This window comes from Pseudomonas kielensis (assembly GCF_014236655.1).
GTDB classification, from domain to species: Bacteria; Pseudomonadota; Gammaproteobacteria; order Pseudomonadales; family Pseudomonadaceae; genus Aquipseudomonas; species Aquipseudomonas kielensis.
Genome location: NZ_JACMYG010000015.1, coordinates 96,943 through 120,056, shown reverse-complemented (window position 1 = coordinate 120,056; position 23,114 = coordinate 96,943). Strand labels below are relative to the sequence as shown.

Here is a 23,114-nt window from a genome sequence, read left to right as displayed (position 1 = left end):
GGGAATCATGCGAATCAACGCGAACGTCAGCAGGGTGATGCCGAAGAACGTGGGGATCAACAACCCCAATCGGCGGGCAATAAAACTAAACATCTTCTGGTGTACCTCATCAGCCGGTTAGGCGTACCGGTCAGCCCAGGATCGGGCTGTGGCCGGCGTTTTTTTCTACTTCACCTGGGTGGTGGCGAAGTTATTGGTGGTCAGCGGGTTCATGTAATAACCGTCTACGTTCTTGCGCATGGCGGTAAACATCTTGGGATGAGCCTGATCGACCCACACCACTTCGTCGTGCAGGATAACCAGGGCTTTTTCATAGAGGGCGGCGCGCTCGGCGGTACCGGTCGTGGCCCGAGCCTGGGTGATCAGCGCCTGGAATTGCGGGTTGCACCAGCGGCTGTAGTTTTCGCCGTTTTTGGCGGCTTCGCAACTCAGCAGCGGGCCGAGGAAGTTATCCGGGTCACCGTTGTCGCCGCTCCAGCCAGCAGACACCAGGTCGTGTTCGCCTTTCTTCGCACGCTTGAGCATCTCCGCCCACTCCATGACCCGAATGTCGATGGTGATACCCACCTTGGCCAGGTCTGCCTGGATCAACTGCGCGCCCAATTGCGGGTTCGGGTTGGTCGGGCCACCGGCGTTGCGGGTGTACAGGGTGAACACCGTGCCGGGTGGAACACCGGCTTCCTTGAGCAGGGCGCGTGCCTGGTCGAGGTCCTGGGGCGGGTTCTTCAGCGTGGTGTTATAGCCCAGCAGCGCGGGTGGGTAGGGGTTGACCGCGGCAATCGCGTTGCCCTTGCCGTACAGGGTGTCGACGTAGTTCTGTTTGTCCAGGGCCAGCTCGATGGCCCGACGCACCCGCACATCGCTCAGGTACGGGTGGCTGGTGTTGATCGCGGTATAGCCGGTGGACATCGCCGCGATGGTGGCGATTTGCAGGGCCGGGTCGGCCTGGATGCTCGGGACGTCGTCGGGCTTGGGATAGAGCGCCACCTGGCACTCATTGGCCTTGAGTTTTTGCAGGCGGGTGTTGTTGTCCGGGGTGATCGCGAAGATCAGTGGGTCTGCCGGCGGCTTGCCACGGAAGTAGTGCGGGTTGGCCTTGTAGCGGACCTGGGCATCCTTGGCGTAGCGCTGGAAGATGAACGGGCCGGTGCCGATCGGCTTGCTGTTGAGGTCGGCCATTTTGTCGGCCTTTTGCAACTGCGCGGCGTACTCGGCCGAGTGAATCGAGGTGAACGCCATGCCCAGGTCCAGCAGGAACGGGGCTTCAGGGCGGTTCAGGGTGAACCTGACGCTCATGTCGTCGACTTTTTCGACGCGCTTGAGCAGGTTCTGGAAGTCCATGCTTTCAAAGTACGGAAAGCCGACAGCCGATTGCTTGTGCCAAGGATGGTTGGGGTCCAGTTGACGCTGGAAGCTCCAGACCACGTCGTCGGCGTTGAGCGTGCGCGTCGGTTTGAAGTAGTCGGTCGTGTGGAACGCTACGCCTGGGCGCAGGTGGAAGGTGTATTGCAGGCCGTCCGGGCTGATGTCCCAGCTTTCGGCCAGGGCCGGCTGGATCTGCGCGGTACCGGGCTTGAAGTCCACCAGGCGGTTGAACAGCGTCTCTGCCGCGGCGTCGGCCGTAACGGCAGTGGTGTAGAGCACTGGGTCGAAACCTTCCGGGCTGGCCTCGGTGCAGACCACCAAGGGTTTGGCCGAAGCACCGATGGCTGTCATCAGCACGGTGGCTGCGACAACCGCACGCAAGGGAAGCATCTTCATATAAACCCTCCGTATTCCATGAGCCAGATTAGTCGTTGGGACCGATTCGTCGAATCGGCCCCGCAGTTGTCACGCCTTAGAGGACGTTGAACGGAATGGTTGTCACCAGGCGGAACTCGTTGATGCTGCCATCAGCCTGGTTTTCGCTCGCCCGGTGCGCGGTGTAGGTGGCGCGGACGGTGGTGGCTTTCAGCGGACCGCTCTGAATGGCGTAAGTGCTGCCAATGCCATATTCGTAGTGGTGTTCGCCGTCTTGCGACTGGATGCCGTCGTAGCCGGTGCCGGTGTAGTGGGTGCCGTCGATGCCCCAGCCGCGTGCCTGGTAAATGTTGAACTTGAGGCCCGGTACGCCGTACTCGGCCATGTTCAGGCCGTAGGAAACCTGGAAGGATTTCTCGTTCGGGCCGTTGAAGTCCGACAGCAGGGAGTTGGCCAGGTAGATGCCGTTGGTTTCGTGCAGGTAGTCGAAGTACTCGTTACCGTTCACTTCCTGGTAGGAGAAGGTCAGGGTGTGAGCCTGGTGGGTCAGGCCGAACGACAGGGAGTAGGTGTCGTTGTCGATGTTGCCCAGCTTGGCTTTGCCTTCCTCCTGGGTCTTGTAGTAGTTCAGGCCGGTGGTCAGGCTCAGCACCGAGCTGTCGCCCAGCACATGGGTGGCGCCGAAGTAGTACTGGTTCCAGATGTCTTCGGCCTGGGTGGCCCAGAGGCTGGTGGTCAGGCTGGCGAACGGCGAGTAGCTGATGCCGGCGGTGTTGACGTGATCGGCTTCGGCATCGATGGCGCCGTATTCGGAGCGGAATTTGCTCAGGCTTTCTTCGGTTCGCGGCGAGTTGCGATCGAAGGTGGCCACGTCGAAGGCCAGGTTGGTCAGCTCTTCACTGTGCAAGGCCACGCCCTGGAAGCTCGAGGGCAGGGCACGGTTGCTGATGACGTCGACTTGCGGGCTGCTGAAGTTCATGCGCCCGGCAGTCAGGGTGGTGTTGGAGATGCGGGCCTTGACGTTGGCCAGGCCCAGCTTGCTCCATTGTCCCTGGGCGTCGCCGCCTTCTTTGGTCAGGGTCCGGTTGTTGCCTGCGCCAGGGCGAGTGCCGGGAGCGCCGCCGTTGTTGGAGGCCAGGTTTTCCCGATCACGTTCCAGCGCAACGGCGTTGTAGGCCGCCAGCTCGGTGCTGAAACCCACGGTGCCCTGGGTGAAACCGGAGTTGTACTTGACGATGGTGCCCTGGACCCAGTTGATCCGGCGATCGGTGGGGGTCGAAACGCCGTCTTTCTTGTAGGCGAACTTGCCGCCACGCTTGAGTTGTTCGTTGGCGTACCAGTTGCGGGTACTGCCGCCGATCGTCTGGCCTTCGATGAAGCCGGTGGCCTCGGATTGGGCATTGCCGGTGTTGATCGTCACCGGGTTGAACGCCTGGCTCTGGGGTTCGGCATAGGCGGTTGCGGTGATGCTGCTGATGGCCAGGGCCAACAGGGCGGAGTTGCTCAGTTTCATCAGTGAAGCTCCTTTTTTTCTCTTGTTATTGCCGGTCTCTTGCACTGATCCGGCTCTTTGGTTTTGAACACAAGCAAGGCATCGCAAACGTTTGCATGGGGCGAGATCGCCGAATTCAGGCGACAGTCTGGTGCGGGGGCGAAAATCGCCCCCAAGGTTCTGGCTAATCAGTTATTGGTCGATACCGACACCCGAGAACACGTTACGACCGAAGGGGCTGACCTTGAATCCTTCGACTTTGGCGCTTAATGGCTGGTTGACCGTGGAGTGGGCGATAGGGGTGATCGGCACTTGCTGCTTGAGCAACTGCTGGGCCTGTTTGTAGAGCACCGTGCGCTGGTCGCGGTCGGTGACGATCTTGGCCTGCTTGATCAGCTTGTCGTATTGCGGGTCGCACCACATGGAGTAGTTGTTGCCGCCAATCGCGTCGCAGCTGTACAGGGTGCCGAGCCAGTTGTCCGGGTCGCCATTGTCGCCGGTCCAGCCGATCAGGCTGATGTCGTGTTCACCGTTCTTGGTGCGCTTGATGTACTCGCCCCATTCGTAGCTGACGATCTTCACTTTCAGGCCGATTTTCGCCCAGTCCGACTGCAGCATTTCTGCCATCAGCTTGGCGTTCGGGTTGTACGGGCGCTGCACCGGCATGGCCCACAGGGTGATTTCGGTGCCTTCCTTGACGCCGGCAGCCTTGAGCAGTGCCTTGGCTTTTTCCGGGTCATAGGCGGCATCCTTGATGGTGTCGTCATAGGACCACTGGGTCGGTGGCATGGCGTTCACCGCCAGTTGACCGGCGCCCTGGTACACGGCGTTGAGGATGCCTTGCTTGTTCACCGCCATGTCCAGCGCCTGGCGCACTTCGAGCTGGTCGAAGGGTTTGTGCTGGACGTTGTAGGCGATGTAGCCGAGGTTGAACCCGGGTTTTTCGATCAGTTGCAGCTTCGGATCTTTTTTCAACGCCTCGACATCGGCCGGGCGCGGATGCAGGGTGACCTGGCACTCGCCGGCCTTGAGTTTCTGCACCCGTACCGAGGCATCGGTGTTGATTGCAAAAATCAGTTGGTCGAGTTTGACCCGGCTCGGGTCCCAGTACTGTTTGTTGCCCGCATAGCGGATCTGCGAGTCTTTCTGGTAACGCTGGAACACGAACGGCCCGGTGCCGACGGGCTTCTGGTTGATGTCGCTGGGTTTGCCCTTGGCCAGTAACTGGTCGGCGTACTCGGCCGAGAGAATCGAGGCGAAACTCATGGCGATGTTCTGGATGAACGCAGCGTCGACCGAGTTCAGGGTCATGACCACGGTCAGGGGCGCGGTTTTTTCGACCTTGGCGATGTTCTTGTTCAGGCTCATCCCGTTGAAGTACGGGAACTCGGTGGGGTAGGCCTTGCGGAAGGGGTGGTCGGGGGAAAGCATGCGGTTGAAGGTGAACAGCACGTCGTCGGCGTTGAAATCTCGGGTCGGGGTGAAGTACTTGGTGGTGTGGAATTTCACCCCTTCGCGCAGGTGGAAGGTGTAGGTCAGGCCGTCTGCGGAAATATCCCAGCGGGTCGCCAGGCCCGGTACGACGCTGGTGGCGCCTTTCTCGAACTCGGCCAAGCGGTTGTACAGTGGCTCGGCGGCATCGTTGTCGGTGGCGGTGGTGTATTGCGCAGTGTCGAAGCCCGCCGGGCTGCCTTCGGAGCAAAACACCAGGCTGTTGCTGGCGGCCTGGCTGATGGAAGTGGCGGCCAACAGACCGGTGCCCAGCAGGGCGGATAAAACCAAGGTATGGCGCATGACGCTCCCTCTCTTATTGGATGTAAACCATGAGCCCTCGTCCCGTCCGGGGACGTGCGGGTATCACGGGTCCAGAACCACGGGTTTCAGCGATTGCCGGTTCAGGCGCAGTACGGTCGGACGCCTCGGCGTTAGTGGGCCGAGTGTCGGGCGGTAAATGCGAAAGGCCTGAAGAACAGGTAAGAAAAGGCGATGCGTCCTAAACCCGCAGTTGTAGGCCGCAGTGATTTGGGAAGCAGGTCAGTTCCGCTGTCTTGGCAGATAGAGCCGCGGCGACGTCAGCAACGTCGCCGCGGCAATACCTTATTTGCTGACGCTGACGCCGTAGAAGGAGTTCAAGCCAAACGGGCTGATCTTGAAGTCCTGCACGGTGTTGCGCATGGGTTGATACACCGTCGAGTGCGCGATAGGTGTCATCGGGACTGCATCTTTGAGGAGGTGTTGCGCCTGCTTGTACAGCTCGGTGCGTTTGGCGACGTCGGTGGTGGCCTTGGCTTCCTTGATGATGGTGTCGTACGGCTTGTCGCACCATTTCGAGAAGTTGTTGCCGCTCAGGGAGTCGCAGCCGAACAGTACGTTCAGCCAGTTGTCCGGGTCACCATTGTCACCGCTCCAGCCAATGATCATGGCCTGGTTCTCGCCACCTTTGGAACGCTTGATGTACTCGCCCCATTCATAGCTGACGATGTTCACCTTGAGGCCGATTTTCGCCCAGTCCGACTGCAGCATTTCTGCCATCAGCTTGGCGTTCGGGTTGTACGGACGCTGGACCGGCATGGCCCACAGGGTGATTTCGGTGCCCGGCTTGATGTCTGCCTTTTTCAGCAGCTCCTTGGCCTTTTCAGGGTCGTACTTGGTGTCCTTGATGGTGTCGTCATAGGACCACTGGGTCGGCGGCATGGCGTTGACGGCCAGTTGGCCCGCGCCCTGGTAGACCGAGTCGATGATCTGCTGCTTGTTCACCGCCATGTCCAGTGCCTGGCGCACTTCCAGCTTGGCCAGTGGGTTGGCGTCAGTACGGCCCTTGAGGACCGGCATCACGTTGTAGGCAATGTAGCCGAGGTTGAAGCCCGCCTGATGCGGCAGTTTCAGGTTCTTGTCTTCACCCAGGGCCTTGAGGTCGGCCGGACGTGGGAAGAGGGTGACCTGGCATTCGTTTTTCTTCAGCTTCTGGATCCGCACCGACGGGTCGGTGGTGATGGCGAAGATCAGGTTGTCGATCTTGACGTCTTCAGGCTTCCAGTAGTCCTTGTTGCCGGTGTAACGGATGTTGGAGTCTTTCTGGTAGCTCTTGAACACGAACGGGCCAGTGCCGATCGGCTTCTGGTTGATGTCGCCCGGCTTGCCTTCCTTCAACAGTTTGTCGGCGTATTCGGCAGACTGGATCGAGGCAAAGCTCATGGCCAGGTTCTGGATGAACGCGGCGTCTACCGTGCCCAGGGTGAACTTGACGGTCTTGTCGTCGATTTTTTCGATGTGCTTGATGTTGGTGTCCATCCCCATGTCCGTGAAGTACGGGAACTCGGTGGGGTAGGCTTTGCGGAACGGCATGTCTTTGTCGATCATGCGGTTGAAGGTAAACAGCACGTCGTCGGCGTTGAATTCACGGGTCGGCTTGAAGTACGGCGTGGTGTGGAATTTGACCCCTTCGCGCAGATGGAAGGTGTAGGTCAGGCCATCCGGGGACACGTCCCAGCTGGTGGCCAGGCCAGGAATAACAGCGGTGCCGCCACGTTCGAACTGGCTCAGGCGGTTGAACATGGTCTCTGCCGAGGCGTCGAAGTCGGTTCCGGTGGTGTACTGGCCCGGATCAAATCCGGCCGGGCTCCCTTCGGAGCAGAACACCAGGTTAGTCGCAGCGGAGGCGAAAGGTGCGCTAGCGAGCAAGCTGGCGCCGACTAAAAACGGAATGACCGCGTGTTTGAGCATGGTGGCCTCATGATTTGTTGTCATTTTTGGAATTAGAGGACGACCTCGTGAGTCGACCTGCGGATACTTATGCAGGGCCTATACCCATTGCAAGATCCAGAGCGGCTACAAGTCTTAAACAGTGGTACGAACGTACCTTAATGTCGCATTCCTATAAACTTTGACGCATTTGATCGTTTGCGCGGGGTTGTTTCGGTGCAATAGGTGCACCCAATGGGTGCTGAAAGCACGGTTGGCGCACCTTGCCGAAGCAAGGTGTTACCGAACCTACGTACAGCCTAGACGGGTTTTTCGCGATGGCGAGGGGGAAGCAACGGTAGGAGCGCGTTCGCTCGCGATGAACTCAAGGACGCCGCGTGTCGAAAGATTACGCACGTCAGCGTTGAGGTCTTTCGCGAGCGCGCTCCTACACGTGTTACGGCATCAACACTTCGATAGAGCCGTCGGCGGTCATGCTGACCTGGCTGGTGCCGGCTTCGACTTCCGGGGTCACCGGGGCGGAATCCATGGCGGCGGCTTTCATCATCATTGGCGCACGCAGGTAAGGCTGCGGATAACCGTTGCTGTTGAGGTTCAGGTTGACGATTTTGTAACCCTTGCCGCCCAGGGCCTCGGTGGTCAGTTGGGCGCGGGCCTTGAAGGCGTTGACCGCTTCCTTGAGCAGTGCATCTTCGCTGGCCTTGCGGGTCGGGGTGGCGATGGCGAAGTCCATGCCGGCCATCTTCAGATCGCCCAGCAGTTCGCCGGTGAGCTTGGACAGTGCGGCGAAGTCCGAGCTTTCCAGGCGCAGTTCGGCGCGCTCGCGCCAGCCGGTGATCTTCTGCCCCTTGTCGTCGTAGATCGGGTAGCTGTTGCGGCTGCCCTGACGCAAGGTCACGTCCTTGACCTGCCGCGCCTGGCCCAGAGCCTTGTTCATCGCGGTGCTTACCACGGCCGCCAGTTTGGCCGGGTCGGCATTCTGCTCCTCGGTGTAGAGGGTCACGATCATCAGGTCGCGGGCCACTTCCTGGCTGACTTCGGCGCGCAGGGAAATCTGGTTGTAGTGCAACTCGTCCGCGGCCAGGGCCGGGAGGCTGGCCAGGGTGCCGGCACTGAGGGCGAGAAGGGCGGCACTGCGGCGAAATGTGTTCATGAAAGCTCCTTGGGTGGTGCGCAGGGGTAACGGTGCGAGCCTGCGTAAAACCATCAGACTCTAGCTGCTATTGTCCGGTTCAGCCGGTTACAACTTCTATACAGATAGCGCGCAGGCTGTCGCGGCGCGACCCGTTGCCCTGTGTCGCTTTGCCGCACTTTTGCCTGTCAGGCCCCCTGCTTGGTTATACTCGACGCGATCCGCCTGGAGCGCTCATCAGGAGAGCTCATGCTCGCCCCCGTACAACTACTTTCCGCAACTCGCCAGAACCTCTGGCGACTGACGTTCATCCGCACCCTGGTGCTGGCCGCCCAGGCCGGTTCGGTGGGGCTCGCCTATTGGTTCGACCTGTTACCGCTGCCCTGGCTGGAGCTGGCCGCGACCCTCGGCTGCTCGATGCTGCTGTGCGCCTTTACGGCCATCCGGCTGCGCACCTCATGGCCGGTGACTGAGCTTGAGTACGCGGTGCAATTGGCTTGCGACCTGTTTATCCACAGTGCGCTGCTGTATTTCTCGGGCGGTTCGACCAACCCGTTCGTCTCTTATTACCTGGTGCCGCTGACCATCGCTGCCGTGACCCTGCCGTGGCGCTATTCGGTAATCCTGTCGGGCATTGCGCTGACCATGTACACCTTGCTGCTGGCGCAGTTCTACCCTCTGGAAACCTTCCCGATGTACCGGGAAAAGATGCAGATCTACGGCATGTGGCTGAGTTTTGCCCTGGCGGCGGCGGTCATCACCTTTTTTGCCGCGCGCATGGCCGAAGAACTGCGCCGCCAGGAAGAGCTGCGGGCGATCCGTCGGGAAGAGGGGCTGCGCGATCAACAATTGCTGGCCGTGGCCACCCAGGCCGCTGGCGCTGCCCATGAGTTGGGCACGCCGCTGGCGACCATGAGCGTGCTGATCAACGAGATGCTGCAAGACCATCATGACCCGATGCTGCGCGAGGACTTGAGCGTGCTGCAGGATCAGGTGAAGCTGTGCAAGCAGACCTTGCAGCAACTGGTGCGCGCCGCCGAGAACAATCGTCGCCTGGCGGTGGACATGCAGGACGTCAGCGTCTGGCTCAACGAAGCGCTCGACCGCTGGCACCTGATGCGCCCCGAAGCCACTTACCGCCTGCAGCGGAAGGGGGAAGGCAGCGAGCCGCGCCTGGCACCGCCGCCGGACCTGACCCAGGCCTTGCTCAACCTGCTGAACAATGCCGCCGATGCCTGCCCGGAAGGGCTGGAAGTGACGCTGGACTGGGACGCCGTGGAGCTGACCATCAGTATTCGCGACCACGGTGCCGGTGTGCCGCTGGCCATTGCCGAGCAGATCGGCAAGCCATTTTTTACCACCAAGGGCAAAGGTTTCGGCCTGGGCCTGTTTTTGAGCAAGGCCAGCGTGACACGCGCCGGCGGCTCAGTGAAACTCTACAGTCATGAGGAAGGCGGTACGCTCACCGAGCTGCGCCTGCCCCGTGCCGCACGAGGAGACGAACATGAGTGACGAGATCCAAGTCGAAGGCGAAGACCTGCCGCATTTATTGCTGGTAGACGACGACGCTACTTTCACCCGCGTCATGGCCCGCGCCATGAGCCGCCGCGGTTTTCGCGTCAGCACCGCCGGTTCCGCCGAGGAAGGCCTGGTCATCGCTCAGCAGGACCTGCCGGACTACGCCGCGCTGGACCTGAAAATGGATGGCGATTCGGGGCTGGTGCTGCTGCCCAAGCTGCTGGAGCTCGACCCGGAAATGCGCGTGGTGATCCTTACCGGTTACTCGAGCATTGCCACCGCCGTCGAGGCGATCAAGCGCGGTGCCTGCAATTACCTGTGCAAACCGGCCGATGCCGATGATGTGCTGGCCGCCTTGCTGTCCGAGCACGCCGACCTGGATACCCTGGTGCCGGAAAACCCGATGTCGGTGGACCGCCTGCAGTGGGAGCACATCCAGCGCGTCCTCACCGAGCACGAAGGCAACATTTCCGCCACAGCCCGCGCCCTGGGCATGCATCGGCGCACCCTGCAGCGCAAACTGCAGAAGCGTCCGGTTCGCCGCTGAACCGTCGCTGAACGAATATCGCCAGCCCCCCCGGGACAAAATGAACCGATCATCTATGATCGGTTCGTACTCTCTGTGTTTCCTATCGAGCCTGAATCATGAATCAGAACGCTGAATATTCCGCGGTCAACGATGCGGTGCGCGGTCAGTTTTTCCGCCGTGTCTGGCAGATGATCACGCCTTATTGGCGCAGTGAGGAGAAGGGCAAGGCCTGGTTGCTGTTGATTGCGGTGATCGGCCTGTCGCTGTTCAGCGTGGCGATTTCAGTGTGGATCAACAGTTGGTACAAGGACTTCTACAACGCCCTGCAAAAGAAGGACGATGCCGCGTTCTGGAGCCTGATTCTGTATTTCTGCGGGATTGCCGCGGTGGCGATCCTGGGCGCGGTGTACCGTTTGTACCTGACCCAGATGCTGACCATCCGCTGGCGCGCCTGGCTCACCGAAAAACATTTCACCCGCTGGCTCGAGCACAAGAACTACTACCAGCTGGAGCAGGGCGGTTACACCGACAACCCGGACCAGCGGATCTCCGAAGACCTCAACAGCTTCACCAGCAATACCCTGAGCCTGGGCCTGGGGCTGATTCGCACGGTGGTCAGCCTGGTGTCGTTCTCGATCATCCTGTGGGGTGTGTCCGGCAGTATCGAAGTATTTGGCTACACCATTCCCGGCTATATGTTCTGGTGCGCCCTGGTCTACGCGTTGATAGGCAGTTGGATCACGCACCTGATCGGTCGTCGCCTGATCGGGCTGAACAACCAGCAACAACGCTTTGAAGCCGACCTGCGGTTCTCCATGGTGCGGGTCCGGGAGAATGCCGAGAGCATTGCCCTGTACAACGGTGAGGCGAATGAAAACCAGCGCTTGAGTACGCGGTTCGGCATGGTCTGGCACAACTTCTGGGACATCATGAAAGTGTCCAAGCGCCTGACGTTCTTTACCGCGGGTTATGGTCAGATCGCGATCATATTCCCGTTCATCGTTGCGGCACCGCGGTATTTTTCCGGCAAGATCGAACTGGGGGAGCTGATGCAGATCAACTCGGCCTTCGGCAACGTCCAGGAGAACTTCAGCTGGTTCATCAGCGCCTACGCCGACCTGGCCGCCTGGCGTGCCACCTGTGACCGGTTGCTGAGTTTCCGCCAGGCCATGAGCGAAAACGAAGAGCGTGCGCCGGCCATCGATGTACGCCAGGAGGGCGCTGAGCTGCAGGTGCAGCAGGTGGGCCTGGACCTGGCGGATGGTCGTCATCTGCTGACCAGCGCCAATATGACGGTGGAGCAGGGCGACAGGCTGATGCTCAGCGGTCGCTCCGGTAGTGGCAAGAGTACCCTGCTGCGAGCCATGGGCGGGTTATGGCCGGCCGGGCATGGGGCGATTCGCCTGCCAAGTGCGCGCTACCTGTTCCTGCCGCAGAAACCGTATCTGCCCATTGGCACGCTGCGTGAGGCCTTGAGTTATCCACAGTCCGGCGATACCTACCCGCACGAGCGTTACGTGCAGGTGCTGGAGACTTGTCGTTTGCCCCATCTGGTGCCGCGCCTGGACGAAGCCAACCACTGGCAGCGCATGCTGTCGCCGGGTGAGCAGCAGCGCCTGGCATTCGCCCGCGCACTGCTTTATGCACCGCAATGGTTGTACATGGACGAAGCCACTTCCGCGATGGACGAAGAAGACGAGGCCTCGCTGTACCAGGCACTGATCGATCAACTGCCAGGCTTGAGCATTGTCAGCGTTGGGCACCGCAGCAGCCTGAAACGGTTCCATCCGCGCCATGTGCGAATTGACAATGGCCACCTGAAAGAGCAGACCGTGACGGCCTGATCCCATTGGAAATGTAGGTCAACAGTGATCGTACAACCGCCCTGCGCTATGATGTGCGTATCACTGCTTGCCTGAGATTGATCTTGACCATGGAAAACCCGATCGACGTCCCTCATCTGCCCCGCAAGCGCCGTAGCCTCGCGCAGGAACTGGTGACGGTGCTGTCCGAGCAGATTCGCGACGGCTTGCTCAAGCGTGGCGACAAGTTACCCACCGAGTCGGCGATCATGGAGGCCCATGGCGTCAGCCGGACGGTGGTCCGTGAAGCGATCTCGCGCTTGCAGGCTGCGGGGCAGGTGGAAACCCGCCACGGGATCGGCACCTTTGTGCTCGACACGCCAAGCCCCAGCGGATTTCGCATCGACCCGGCCACCGTGGTCACCCTGCGTGACGTACTGGCGGTACTGGAGTTGCGCATCAGCCTGGAAGTGGAATCTGCCGGGCTGGCCGCGCAACGCCGCAGCCCCGAGCAATTGGCCTTGATGCGAGAGGCGCTGGATGCCCTGAATGAAAGCGCCGCCCATGCCGGTGACGCCGTGGCCTCGGACTTCCAGTTTCACCTGCAGATTGCCCTGGCCACCGGCAACCGCTATTTCACCGACATCATGACCCACCTGGGTACTAGCATCATCCCGCGTACCCGTCTCAACTCGGCGCGCCTGGCCCATGATGATCACCAGCACTACATGAGCCGGCTGGCCCGTGAGCACGATGAAATCTACGACGCCATCGCGCGCCAGGATTCGGATGCCGCCCGCGCCGCCATGCGCCTGCACCTGACCAACAGCCGTGAGCGGCTGCGCCATGCCCACGAAGAGGCCCAGGCCCAGCGCGGCTAGACCGCACCGCGCTACCCGCAGTGGGCGCAAGGCCCACTGTGTGAGGCCAGCATCGGAATTGCCGGTGTTAGCCGTAAGACATCCCATAACAGAAAAAGCCGTCGCGCTGATCAGCGGTGTCCGGGATGTTTTTTGTTTTCGTTTTTACCATTGTTAAATCAATCACTTAACTATCAATCGAGGTCGTCCTGGGGGCTGACTGGGTGCGTGGATGATGAATTGCAGTTGACGGTTGTATTTTAAGTTGTACGATGACATACAACATCAGCATGACGCTGAGCGGCTTTCATCACAACGTGCTACTTAGGGTGTTCGAATAATGAATCCACAAGAACTGAAGTCCATCCTCTCTTCCGGCCTGCTGTCTTTCCCGGTGACTGACTTTAATGCCCAGGGCGACTTCAACCGCGCTGGCTACATCAAGCGCCTGGAATGGCTGGCCCCGTATGGCGCCTCGGCCCTGTTCGCCGCCGGTGGCACCGGCGAGTTTTTCTCCCTGGCCGCCAGTGAATACTCGGAAATCATCAAGACCGCCGTCGACACCTGTGAAACCAGCGTGCCGATCCTGGCGGGTGTTGGTGGTTCCACCCGCCAGGCCATCGAATATGCACAAGAAGCCGAGCGCCTGGGCGCCAAGGGCCTGTTGCTGCTGCCGCACTACCTGACGGAAGCCAGCCAGGACGGCGTTGCCGCCCACGTTGAAGCCGTGTGCAAATCGGTGAAGATCGGTGTGGTGGTCTACAACCGTAACGTTTGCCGCCTGACCGCGCCGCTGCTCGAGCGCCTGGCCGAACGTTGCCCGAACCTGATCGGCTACAAGGACGGTCTGGGCGATATCGAGTTGATGGTGTCGATCCGTCGCCGCCTCGGTGATCGTTTCAGCTACCTCGGCGGCCTGCCGACCGCAGAAGTCTACGCCGCCGCCTACAAGGCCCTGGGTGTTCCGGTTTACTCGTCGGCGGTGTTCAACTTCATCCCGAAAACCGCGATGGATTTCTACCGCGCCATTGCCCGTGAAGATCACGCCACCGTCGGCAAGATCATCGATGACTTCTTCCTGCCGTACCTGGATATCCGCAACCGCAAGGCCGGTTACGCCGTGAGCATCGTCAAGGCCGGCGCGAAGATCTCCGGTTACGACGCAGGCCCGGTACGTGCCCCGCTGACCGATCTGCTGCCTGAAGAATACGAAGCACTGGCCGCCTTGATCGACAAGCAAGGTGCGCAGTAACAACCCGATTAAACAAGGCCGCTGAGTAATCAGCGGCCTTTTGCGTAAGGAGATTGCCGTGGCAGACGTAAAACGATTCGACAACTACATCGCTGGCCAATGGGTTGCCGGTGCTGAGTATTCGGCCAACATCAACCCCTCGGACCTGTCCGATGTGGTGGGCGAGTACGCCAAGGCCGACCTGGCCCAGGTAAACGCCGCCATCGATGCTGCACGCGCTGCATTCCCGGCCTGGTCGACCTCCGGTATCCAGGCGCGCAGCGATGCGCTGGACAAAGTCGGTAGCGAAATCCTCGCGCGTCGCGAAGAACTGGGCACCTTGCTGGCGCGTGAGGAGGGCAAGACCCTGCCCGAGGCCATTGGCGAAGTGTCCCGCGCAGGTAACATCTTCAAGTTTTTCGCCGGTGAATGCCTGCGCCTGTCCGGCGACTATCTGCCGTCCGTACGCCCGGGAGTCAACGTTGAAGTCACCCGCGAAGCCCTCGGCGTGGTCGGCCTGATCACCCCATGGAACTTCCCGATTGCCATTCCCGCGTGGAAAATCGCCCCGGCCCTGGCGTATGGCAACTGTGTGGTGCTCAAGCCGGCCGACCTGGTGCCGGGGTGTGCCTGGGCGCTGGCGGAAATCATCTCCCGTGCCGGTTTCCCGGCCGGCGTATTCAACCTGGTGATGGGCAGCGGTCGTGTGGTGGGCGAGGCGCTGGTCAACAGCCCGAAAGTCGACGGCATCAGCTTTACCGGCTCGGTGGGTGTAGGCCGGCAGATCGCGGTCAACTGTGTTTCGCGCCAGGCCAAGGTGCAGTTGGAAATGGGCGGCAAGAACCCGCAGATCATTCTCGACGACGCCGACCTGGAGCAGGCGGTCGAGGTGTCGGTGCAGAGTGCGTTCTACTCCACCGGCCAGCGTTGCACGGCCTCGAGCCGATTGATTGTCACCGCCGGGATTCACGACCGGTTCGTCGCGGCCATGGCCCAACGGATGAAGTCGATCAAGGTTGGCCATGCGTTGCAGGCCGGGACCGACATTGGCCCGGTGGTGTCCCAGGCCCAGCTTGAACAGGACCTCAAGTACATCGACATCGGCCAGTCCGAAGGTGCGCGCCTGGTCAGCGGAGGATCGCTGGTGACCTGCGACACCGAAGGCTACTTCCTTGCCCCGACGTTGTTTGCCGACAGCGAAGCGGGCATGCGCATCAGCCGTGAAGAAATCTTCGGCCCGGTGGCCAATATCGTCCGGGTCGCCGACTACGAGGCGGCGCTGGCCATGGCCAATGACACCGAGTTCGGCTTGTCGGCGGGTATCTGCACCACCTCGCTGAAATACGCCAACCACTTCAAGCGCCACTCCCAGGCGGGAATGGTGATGGTCAACCTGCCGACCGCTGGCGTGGATTACCACGTTCCGTTTGGTGGGCGAAAAGGTTCATCCTATGGATCTCGTGAGCAAGGTCGCTATGCACAAGAGTTTTACACGGTCGTAAAAACTTCCTACATCGGATCGTAACCCGCTGCACCGCGGTATCCGGGTCCACCGGATACCGCACTGACAGATTCACCCGCGCATAAAAATAATCAGTGGGAGTACACGTACATGCAAGCGACCAAGCCGACTCACGTCCGCTATTTGATCCTGCTCATGCTGTTTCTGGTGACCACGATCAACTACGCCGACCGTGCCACTATCGCCATCGCAGGCTCCAGCCTGCAGAAAGACCTCGGTATCGACGCGGTCACCCTCGGTTACATCTTTTCCGCATTCGGTTGGGCCTACGTGGCCGGGCAAATTCCCGGTGGCTGGCTGCTGGACCGATTCGGTTCGAAAAAAATCTACGCCCTGAGCATCTTCACCTGGTCGCTGTTCACCGTGCTGCAAGGCTATGTCGGTGAATTTGGCATGTCGACCGCGGTTGTCGCGCTGTTCATGCTGCGTTTTCTGGTGGGCCTGGCCGAAGCGCCCTCCTTCCCGGGTAACGCCCGCATCGTCGCCGCCTGGTTCCCGACGGCGGAACGTGGCACGGCCTCGGCGATCTTCAACTCCGCGCAATATTTCGCCACGGTGCTGTTTGCACCGCTGATGGGCTGGATCGTCTACAGCTTCGGCTGGCAGCACGTGTTCATCGTCATGGGCGTCATCGGCATCATCTTCTCCGGTATCTGGCTGAAGGTGATCTACAGCCCGCGCCAGCATCCGATGATCAATGAGGCCGAGTTCAAGCACATCGCCGACAACGGCGGCATGGTCGACATGGACCACGACAAGGGCCAGGGCAAGAAAGCCGACGGACCGAAGTGGGACTACATTCGCCAGTTGCTGACCAACCGCATGATGCTTGGCGTGTACCTGGGCCAGTACTGCATCAACGGTATCACTTACTTCTTCCTGACCTGGTTCCCGGTGTACCTGGTGCAGGAGCGTGGCATGACCATCCTCAAGGCCGGTTTCATTGCCTCGTTGCCGGCGATTTGCGGCTTCATCGGTGGCGTGCTTGGCGGGGTGATTTCCGACTACCTGCTGCGCAAGGGCCATTCCCTGACCTTCGCCCGCAAGGCCCCGATCATTGCCGGCCTGCTGGTCTCCAGCAGTATCGTGGCGTGCAACTACGTGGACGTTGAATGGATGGTGGTGGGCTTCATGGCCCTGGCCTTCTTCGGCAAAGGCGTGGGCGCCCTCGGTTGGGCGGTGGTATCCGACACGTCGCCGAAACAGATTGCCGGTCTCAGTGGCGGTCTGTTCAACACCTTCGGCAACATTGCCTCGATCACCACGCCGATTGTCATCGGCTACATCATCAGTTCCACGGGTTCGTTCAAGTGGGCCCTGGTCTTTGTCGGCTGCAACGCGTTGGTCGCCGTATTCAGCTACCTGGTGATCGTAGGTCCGATCAAGCGAGTGGTGCTCAAGGAGCCGCCGGTCAACGGGCCTCAAGCCTCCAGCAAATTATCCCAAGCGCATTCCTGAGGAGCGGCGTCATGCAGTTGATTGAACATTCCGACTCGCCGCGCTACATCCGCTTGCACGAGCGCGACAACGTGGTAGTCGTGGTCAATGACCAGGGCGTACCGGCGGGCACCGAATTCCCCGATGGGTTGCTGACCCTGGATTTCGTGCCGCAAAGCCACAAGGTGACCCTGCAGGACATTCCCGAAGGCGGCCAGGTGATTCGTTACGGCCAGACCATTGGCTATGCGTTGCAGCCGATCCCCCGTGGCAGTTGGGTCAAGGAAGATCAACTGCGCATGCCGACCGCGCCGCCGCTGGACAGCCTGCCGCTGTCCACCGAGGTGCCGGCAGCCCAGGCACCGTTGGAAGGCTACACCTTCGAGGGGTTTCGCAACGCCGACGGTACCGTCGGCACCCGCAACATTCTCGGGATCACCACCACGGTGCAGTGCGTCACCGGGGTGCTCGATCACGCGGTCAAGCGGATCAAGGACGAGTTGCTGCCCAAGTACCCACATGTCGATGACGTGGTGGCGTTGACCCACAGCTACGGCTGCGGCGTGGCGATCACGGCCACTGACGCCTACATCCCGATTCGTACCGTGCGCAACCTGGCGCGCAATCCCAACCTGGGCGGCGAAGCACTGGTGATCAGCCTGGGCTGCGAGAAGCTGCAGGCCGGCCAGGTGATGCACGAGAACGACAGTTCGGTGGACTTGAGCGAGCCATGGCTCTACCGCCTGCAGGACTCCAGTCACGGCTTCACCGAGATGATCGAACAGATCATGGCGCTGGCCGAAACCCGCCTGAAGAAGCTCGATCAACGGCGTCGGGAAACCGTGCCGGCGTCGGAGTTGATCCTCGGCATGCAGTGTGGCGGCAGCGATGCGTTTTCCGGGATCACCGCCAACCCGGCCCTGGGTTTCGCCTCGGACTTGTTGTTGCGGGCCGGGGCCACGGTGATGTTTTCCGAAGTGACGGAGGTGCGCGATGCCATCTACCTGCTGACCTCGCGGGCGGAAACCGAAGCGGTGGCACAGGAATTGGTGCGCGAGATGGACTGGTACGACCGGTACCTGGCCAAGGGCGAGGCCGATCGCAGTGCCAACACCACACCGGGCAACAAGAAGGGCGGTCTGTCGAATATTGTCGAGAAATCCCTGGGCTCGATCGTCAAGTCCGGCAACAGCGCAATCAACGGCGTGCTGGGCCCGGGCGAGCGGTTCAAGCGCAAAGGGCTGATTTTCTGCGCCACGCCGGCCAGCGATTTTGTCTGCGGCACCTTGCAGTTGGCGGCCGGGATGAACCTGCACGTGTTCACCACCGGGCGCGGCACCCCCTACGGCCTGGCCATGGCGCCGGTGGTCAAGGTCTCGACCCGCACCGAGCTGGCACAACGCTGGCCGGACCTGATCGACATCGATGCCGGGCGCATCGCCACCGGACGGGCGTCCATCGAGGAGCTGGGCTGGGAGCTGTTCCACTTCTACCTGGACGTGGCCAGCGGCAAACAGCAGACGTGGGCTGAAAAGCACAAGCTGCATAACGACATCACCTTGTTCAACCCGGCGCCGATTACCTGATATCGCGTTATCGTTCATCGCCAGCAGGCTGGCTCCCACGTGGATCTGCGCCCTACACAAGTTTTCTGTTCGCGCGGATCCATGTGGGAGCGAGCCTGCTCGTGAAGGCGGCCGACCAGACGGCGAAGTCTTCTGTGGCTTATCATTAGCCCCCTAACGACGCCCACCCCAAGGTCTTCCCGGCATGCTGGCAATTTTCCTCGAAACCCTGAACATCACTGCGCCGGTGTTTGCCATGCTGTTTCTGGGGGTGCTGCTCAAGCGTATCCGCTGGATCGACGACAACTTTATCCACGTCGCCTCGTCGCTGGTGTTCAACGTCACCATGCCGGCGCTGTTGTTCCTCGGGATTCTGCATGCCGACCTGCACGCGGCATTAAAGCCGGCGCTGCTGATTTACTTCTCCCTCGCCACGCTGGCCAGCTTTGCCCTTGCCTGGGGCTGGGCGATTTTCAAGTGCCCGCGTGAAGACCGGGGGATCTACACCCAGGGGGCGTTTCGCGGCAACAACGGGGTCATCGGCCTGGCGTTGGCGGCCAGTATGTATGGCGACTACGGCATCTCCCTGGGAGCGATCCTCGCGGCGTTGGTGATTCTGCTCTACAACACCCTGTCGACCATCGTGCTGGCGGTGTACAGCCCGGTGATCAAGTCCGATCCGTGGAGCATCTGCAAAAGCGTGTTCAGCAACCCGCTGATCCTCAGCGTGATCAGCGCGGCCCCGTTTGCTTATTTTCAGATTGGCTTGCCCGGTTGGCTGGAGACGTCCGGCAGTTACCTGGCGCAGATGACCCTACCGCTGGCCTTGATCTGCATTGGCGGCACGCTCTCGATGGCAGCGCTGCGCAAAAGCGGCAACATGGCCTTGAGCTCAAGCCTGGTGAAGATGATCGGCCTGCCGCTCCTGGCCACGCTGGGTGCCTGGCTGTGGGGCTTTCGCGGCGCGGAGCTGGGGATTCTGTTCCTGTATTTCGGCAGCCCGACCGCCGCCGCCAGCTTTGTCATGGCCCGGGCGGCCAATGGCAATCATGAACTGGCGGCGGCGATCATTGTCATCACCACCTTGATGGCGGCGGTGACGACTAACGTGGGGATCTTCCTGCTGCAGTGGGGCGGCTGGATCTGAAGGGCCGGTTCATTTCAATGCAACTGGGTCACTCGGGCTTCTGGTAGCTATCGATCACTTCCTGCGCGGCGCGAAAGGCTTCCATCGCCGCTGGCACGCCGGCGTAGACCGCGCAATGCATCAGGGTTTCGCGAATCTCGTCCACCGTGCAGCCGTTGTTCAGTGCCCCGCGCACGTGTCCCTTGAGTTCCTGGGGGCACTTGAGCGAGGTCAGGGCGGCGAGGGTGATCAGGCTGCGAGTCTTCAGTTCCAGGCCGCCACGGTTCCACACCGCGCCCCAGGCGTGTTCATTGACGAACTCCTGGAACGGTCGGGTCAGGTCGGTGGCATTGCCCATGGAGCGGTCGACGAACGCATCGCCCATGACCTGGCGGCGGACTTCGATACCGGTGGGTTTGCTGGAGCTTGCGGAGTCGGTCATGGCGATTCTCTTTTGTTGTGTTGGCGGCGCCAGGCGCGCACTGATGTGAACAGTAAAAATGCCAGCAGGGCCGGCAGGACACAAAGCAGCATCAGCTGTTCCAGCTTGCCGGCCAGGGGCATGCCGGTGGTGAACGACACCACATGCAGCCCGTATGCCAGGTAGAGGGCGAGGAGCAGCACGCCTTCGGCGCGGGTGATGCGGTAGCCGGAATAGAACACGGGCAAGCACAGCAGGGTGACACCGAGCATCACCGGCAGATCGAAGTCCAGGGCATTGGGGGAGACCGACAGTGGCACCGGCGCCAGCAGGGCGGTGATTCCCAGGACCCCCAGCAGGTTGAACAGGTTGCCACCGATCACGTTGCCCACGGCGATGTCACGCTGGCCGCGCAGGGCGGCAATCAGCGAGGTGGCGAGCTGCGGCAGGGACGTGCTGACGGCGACGACCGTCAGGCCGATGATGCGCTCGGACAGGCCCAGCTCGCTGGCCAGTGCCACCGTCGCGCCAAGCAGCAAGTGGCCGGCGAACACCAGCAGGCCCAGCCCGGCGATCATCAGCAGGACACTGCTCAACCAAGGCGTGCGCGCCGCGTCGGAGGTCGGCCGAGAGGGGCGCGCCGTGGGTCGTGACTGGCGCCACAGCAGGCCCAGGTACAGCGCCAGTGCCGCCAGTAGTACACAACCGTCGAGGGCGGTCAGTTGTTCATTCCAGGCCAGGACGAGCACCAGAAGGCTGGCGCCGATCAGCAACGGGATATCGAGGCGTACCAGTTGCCGGGCAACCCGCAAGGGGATGATCAGCGCCGACAGGCCGAGGGTCACCAGGAGGTTGAAGATGTTGCTGCCGATCACGCTGCCGACGGCGATGTCGGTGCTTTGCCCGAGGGCGGCTTGCAGGCTCACGGCCATCTGCGGCGCGCTGCTGCCGAAGGCAACCATGCTCAGGCCGATGATCAGCGGTCGAACCCTGAGGTGAGCGGCCAGGCGCACGGCCGCTCGCACCAGCAGTTCGGCACCGGCCACCAGCAGGAGCAGGGCGCAGAGCAGTAGCAGCACGTTGGGCAGGGATAATTGGGCTAGTCCGGAAATGGTCGCGGCTCCCGGTCAGTTGTTCAAGGCTTGCACGCGAACCCGTGCGGTGCCGCTGCGCAGCATGCCCAGCTTGTCGGCGGCACCGCGTGACAAGTCGATCAGGCGGCCACGGGTATGGGGGCCGCGGTCGTTGATGCGGACCACCACACTCTTGTCGTTTTTCAGGTTGGTGACCTTCACCCGTGTGCCGAAGGGCAACTGGCGGTGGGCGGCGGTCATGGCGTACTGGTCAAACGGTTCGCCGCTGGCGGTGCGTTTGCCATGGTGTTTGGCGCCGTAATAGGAGGCGGTTCCGGTTTCGTCGTAGCCCCGGGGATCGACGTCGTGGCTGGCACAGCCGGCCAGCAGGGAGAGCAGGGCGCAGGCGCTAAGCAGACGTTTCATCAAAAGGAACCCTGCAACAAGTGTGGGAGCGAGCACGCTCGCCCCCACAGGGAGTGGAGCCAGTGTTGACGGCTGGCTCCATGGTCATCAGCCTTCGAGCTTGCTTTTCAGCAGTTCGTTGACCTGTTGCGGGTTGGCCTTGCCTTTGGAGGCTTTCATGGCCTGGCCGACGAAGAAGCCGAACATTTTGCCGCGTTTGGCTTCGTCTGCCGCGCGGTACTGTTCAACCTGCTCGGCATTGGCCGCGAGCATTTCATCGAGCACGGCCGAGATCGCGCCGCTGTCGGTGACTTGCTTGAGACCACGCTTGTCGATGATCTCGTCGCTGCTGCCTTCGCCGTTGGCCATGGCTTCGAACACGGTCTTGGCGATCTTGCCGGAGATGGTGTTGTCCTTGATCCGCAACAGCATGCCGCCCAGTTGCTCGGCCGACACCGGCGCTGCGTCGATTTCCAGGCCTTGCTTGTTCAGCAGGCTGCCCAGTTCAACCATGACCCAGTTGGCCGCCAGTTTGGCGTCGCCGGCAATGCTCACCACTTTTTCGAAGTAGTCGGCTTGTTCGCGGCTCGAAGCCAGGACGCTGGCATCGTAGACCGACAGGCCGAACTGCTCCTGGAAGCGCTCGCGTTTTTGCGGCGGCAGTTCCGGCAGGGTGGCGCGGATATCGTTGAGGAACGAGTCCTCAAGCACCACCGGCAACAGGTCCGGATCGGGGAAGTAACGGTAGTCGTTGGCTTCCTCTTTGCTGCGCATGGCGCGGGTTTCGTCTTTGTTCGGGTCGTACAGGCGCGTCTGCTGGATCACCTTGCCGCCGTCTTCGATCAGTTCGATCTGGCGACGCACTTCGGTGTTGATCGCCTTCTCGATGAAACGGAACGAGTTGACGTTCTTGATCTCGCAGCGGGTGCCGTACTCGACCTGGCCTTTGGGCCGCACCGACACGTTGCAGTCGCAACGCAGCGAGCCTTCGGCCATGTTGCCGTCGCAGATGCCCAGGTAACGTACCAGCGCATGGATCGTCTTGACGTAGGCCACGGCTTCCTTGGCGCTGCGCATGTCCGGCTCGGAAACGATCTCCAGCAGTGGGGTGCCGGCACGGTTCAGGTCGATGCCGGTGGCACCGTTGAATTCTTCGTGCAGGCTCTTGCCAGCATCTTCTTCAAGGTGCGCGCGGGTCACGCCGACACGTTTGATGGTGCCGTCTTCCAGGGGGATATCCAGGTAGCCCTTACCGACGATCGGTAATTCCATCTGGCTGATCTGGTAGCCCTTGGGCAGGTCCGGGTAGAAGTAGTTTTTGCGGGCGAACACGCTGTGCTGGCCGATTTCGGCGTCAATCGCCAGGCCGAACATTACCGCCATGCGCACCGCTTCCTGGTTCAGCACCGGCAGTACGCCGGGCATGCCCAGGTCTACCAGGCTGGCCTGGGTGTTCGGTTCGGAACCGAAGGTGGTGGCGCTGCCGGAGAAAATCTTCGATTGGGTGGCGAGCTGGGTATGAATCTCCAGCCCGATCACAACTTCCCATTGCATGTGTT

At 61.2% G+C, this 23,114-nt stretch carries 19 protein-coding genes; 9 read left to right on the top strand and 10 right to left on the bottom strand.

All coding sequences use genetic code 11. The annotated features are described in order from the left end of the window. The 6 genes from H7995_RS28480 to H7995_RS16025 all read right to left on the bottom strand — a co-directional run. Positions 1–93 (bottom strand): peptide ABC transporter permease (locus tag H7995_RS28480; RefSeq protein WP_244647731.1); only part of this gene is annotated, 93 nt, incomplete at its 3' end. 72 nt (positions 94–165) lie between these two features. Next, positions 166–1,761, bottom strand: a complete 1,596-nt coding sequence (locus H7995_RS16045; protein WP_185818595.1) for an ABC transporter substrate-binding protein — start codon at positions 1,759–1,761, stop codon at positions 166–168. A gap of 76 nt (positions 1,762–1,837) precedes the next feature. After that, a complete protein-coding gene (locus H7995_RS16040; protein ID WP_166588790.1) occupies positions 1,838–3,253 on the bottom strand; it encodes an OprD family porin in 1,416 nt (471 codons plus the stop codon). 171 nt (positions 3,254–3,424) lie between these two features. Next, a complete protein-coding gene (locus H7995_RS16035; RefSeq protein ID WP_185818594.1) occupies positions 3,425–5,026 on the bottom strand; it encodes an ABC transporter substrate-binding protein in 1,602 nt (533 codons plus the stop codon). Between the two features lie 303 nt (positions 5,027–5,329). Continuing rightward, positions 5,330–6,955 carry an ABC transporter substrate-binding protein gene (locus H7995_RS16030; protein WP_166588788.1) on the bottom strand — a complete coding sequence of 542 codons (1,626 nt, stop codon included), beginning with the start codon at positions 6,953–6,955 and terminating at the stop codon, positions 5,330–5,332. 415 nt (positions 6,956–7,370) lie between these two features. Then, on the bottom strand, positions 7,371–8,087 hold the full coding sequence (locus H7995_RS16025; RefSeq protein ID WP_166588787.1) for an SIMPL domain-containing protein: 717 nt from the start codon (positions 8,085–8,087) through the stop codon (positions 7,371–7,373). A gap of 228 nt (positions 8,088–8,315) precedes the next feature. Between H7995_RS16025 and H7995_RS16020 the strand changes: the two genes are divergently transcribed. The 9 genes from H7995_RS16020 (at position 8,316) to H7995_RS15980 (ending at position 19,677) form a co-directional block, all read left to right on the top strand. Continuing rightward, the gene (locus H7995_RS16020) at positions 8,316–9,578 is read left to right on the top strand and encodes an ATP-binding protein (protein WP_166588786.1); all 1,263 of its coding nucleotides are present in this window, start codon (positions 8,316–8,318) and stop codon (positions 9,576–9,578) included. Continuing rightward, positions 9,571–10,131, top strand: a complete 561-nt coding sequence (locus H7995_RS16015) for a response regulator transcription factor (protein WP_095169320.1) — start codon at positions 9,571–9,573, stop codon at positions 10,129–10,131. The genes H7995_RS16020 and H7995_RS16015 overlap by 8 nt, the downstream gene beginning before the upstream one ends. 98 nt (positions 10,132–10,229) lie before the next feature. Further along, on the top strand, positions 10,230–11,957 hold the full coding sequence (locus H7995_RS16010) for an ABC transporter ATP-binding protein/permease (protein WP_166588785.1): 1,728 nt from the start codon (positions 10,230–10,232) through the stop codon (positions 11,955–11,957). An 89-nt stretch (positions 11,958–12,046) separates the two neighbouring features. Beyond that, positions 12,047–12,796: a FadR/GntR family transcriptional regulator gene (locus H7995_RS16005; RefSeq protein ID WP_185818593.1), complete on the top strand. Its 750-nt coding sequence runs from the start codon at positions 12,047–12,049 to the stop codon at positions 12,794–12,796. Between the two features lie 319 nt (positions 12,797–13,115). Beyond that, positions 13,116–14,027, top strand: coding sequence for a 5-dehydro-4-deoxyglucarate dehydratase (kdgD, locus tag H7995_RS16000; protein ID WP_095169323.1), 912 nt, complete (start codon positions 13,116–13,118; stop codon positions 14,025–14,027). Positions 14,028–14,085: 58 nt separating this feature from the next. Next, entirely contained in the window at positions 14,086–15,531 is a 1,446-nt protein-coding gene (locus tag H7995_RS15995) for an aldehyde dehydrogenase family protein (RefSeq protein ID WP_185818592.1), read from the top strand. An 87-nt stretch (positions 15,532–15,618) separates the two neighbouring features. Beyond that, a complete protein-coding gene (locus tag H7995_RS15990) occupies positions 15,619–16,986 on the top strand; it encodes an MFS transporter (protein ID WP_166588782.1) in 1,368 nt (455 codons plus the stop codon). A gap of 11 nt (positions 16,987–16,997) precedes the next feature. Next, positions 16,998–18,551 (top strand): galactarate dehydratase, encoded by a 1,554-nt coding sequence (garD, locus tag H7995_RS15985; protein WP_166588781.1) that lies wholly within the window; start codon positions 16,998–17,000, stop codon positions 18,549–18,551. A gap of 184 nt (positions 18,552–18,735) precedes the next feature. Beyond that, positions 18,736–19,677 (top strand): AEC family transporter, encoded by a 942-nt coding sequence (locus H7995_RS15980; RefSeq protein ID WP_182343515.1) that lies wholly within the window; start codon positions 18,736–18,738, stop codon positions 19,675–19,677. Between the two features lie 28 nt (positions 19,678–19,705). On the opposite strand, the gene H7995_RS15975 is transcribed toward H7995_RS15980, so the two are convergent. The 4 genes from H7995_RS15975 to gatB all read right to left on the bottom strand — a co-directional run bounded on the left by H7995_RS15975 (position 19,706) and on the right by gatB (position 23,109). After that, positions 19,706–20,098: a carboxymuconolactone decarboxylase family protein gene (locus tag H7995_RS15975; RefSeq protein ID WP_166588779.1), complete on the bottom strand. Its 393-nt coding sequence runs from the start codon at positions 20,096–20,098 to the stop codon at positions 19,706–19,708. After that, positions 20,095–21,147, bottom strand: a complete 1,053-nt coding sequence (locus H7995_RS15970; protein ID WP_371927744.1) for a calcium/sodium antiporter — start codon at positions 21,145–21,147, stop codon at positions 20,095–20,097. The genes H7995_RS15975 and H7995_RS15970 overlap by 4 nt, the downstream gene beginning before the upstream one ends. Before the next feature lie 57 nt (positions 21,148–21,204). Further along, positions 21,205–21,576 (bottom strand): septal ring lytic transglycosylase RlpA family protein, encoded by a 372-nt coding sequence (locus tag H7995_RS15965; RefSeq protein ID WP_095169330.1) that lies wholly within the window; start codon positions 21,574–21,576, stop codon positions 21,205–21,207. 87 nt (positions 21,577–21,663) lie between these two features. After that, positions 21,664–23,109, bottom strand: coding sequence for an Asp-tRNA(Asn)/Glu-tRNA(Gln) amidotransferase subunit GatB (gatB, locus tag H7995_RS15960; RefSeq protein ID WP_166588777.1), 1,446 nt, complete (start codon positions 23,107–23,109; stop codon positions 21,664–21,666). Positions 23,110–23,114 lie beyond the last annotated feature (5 nt).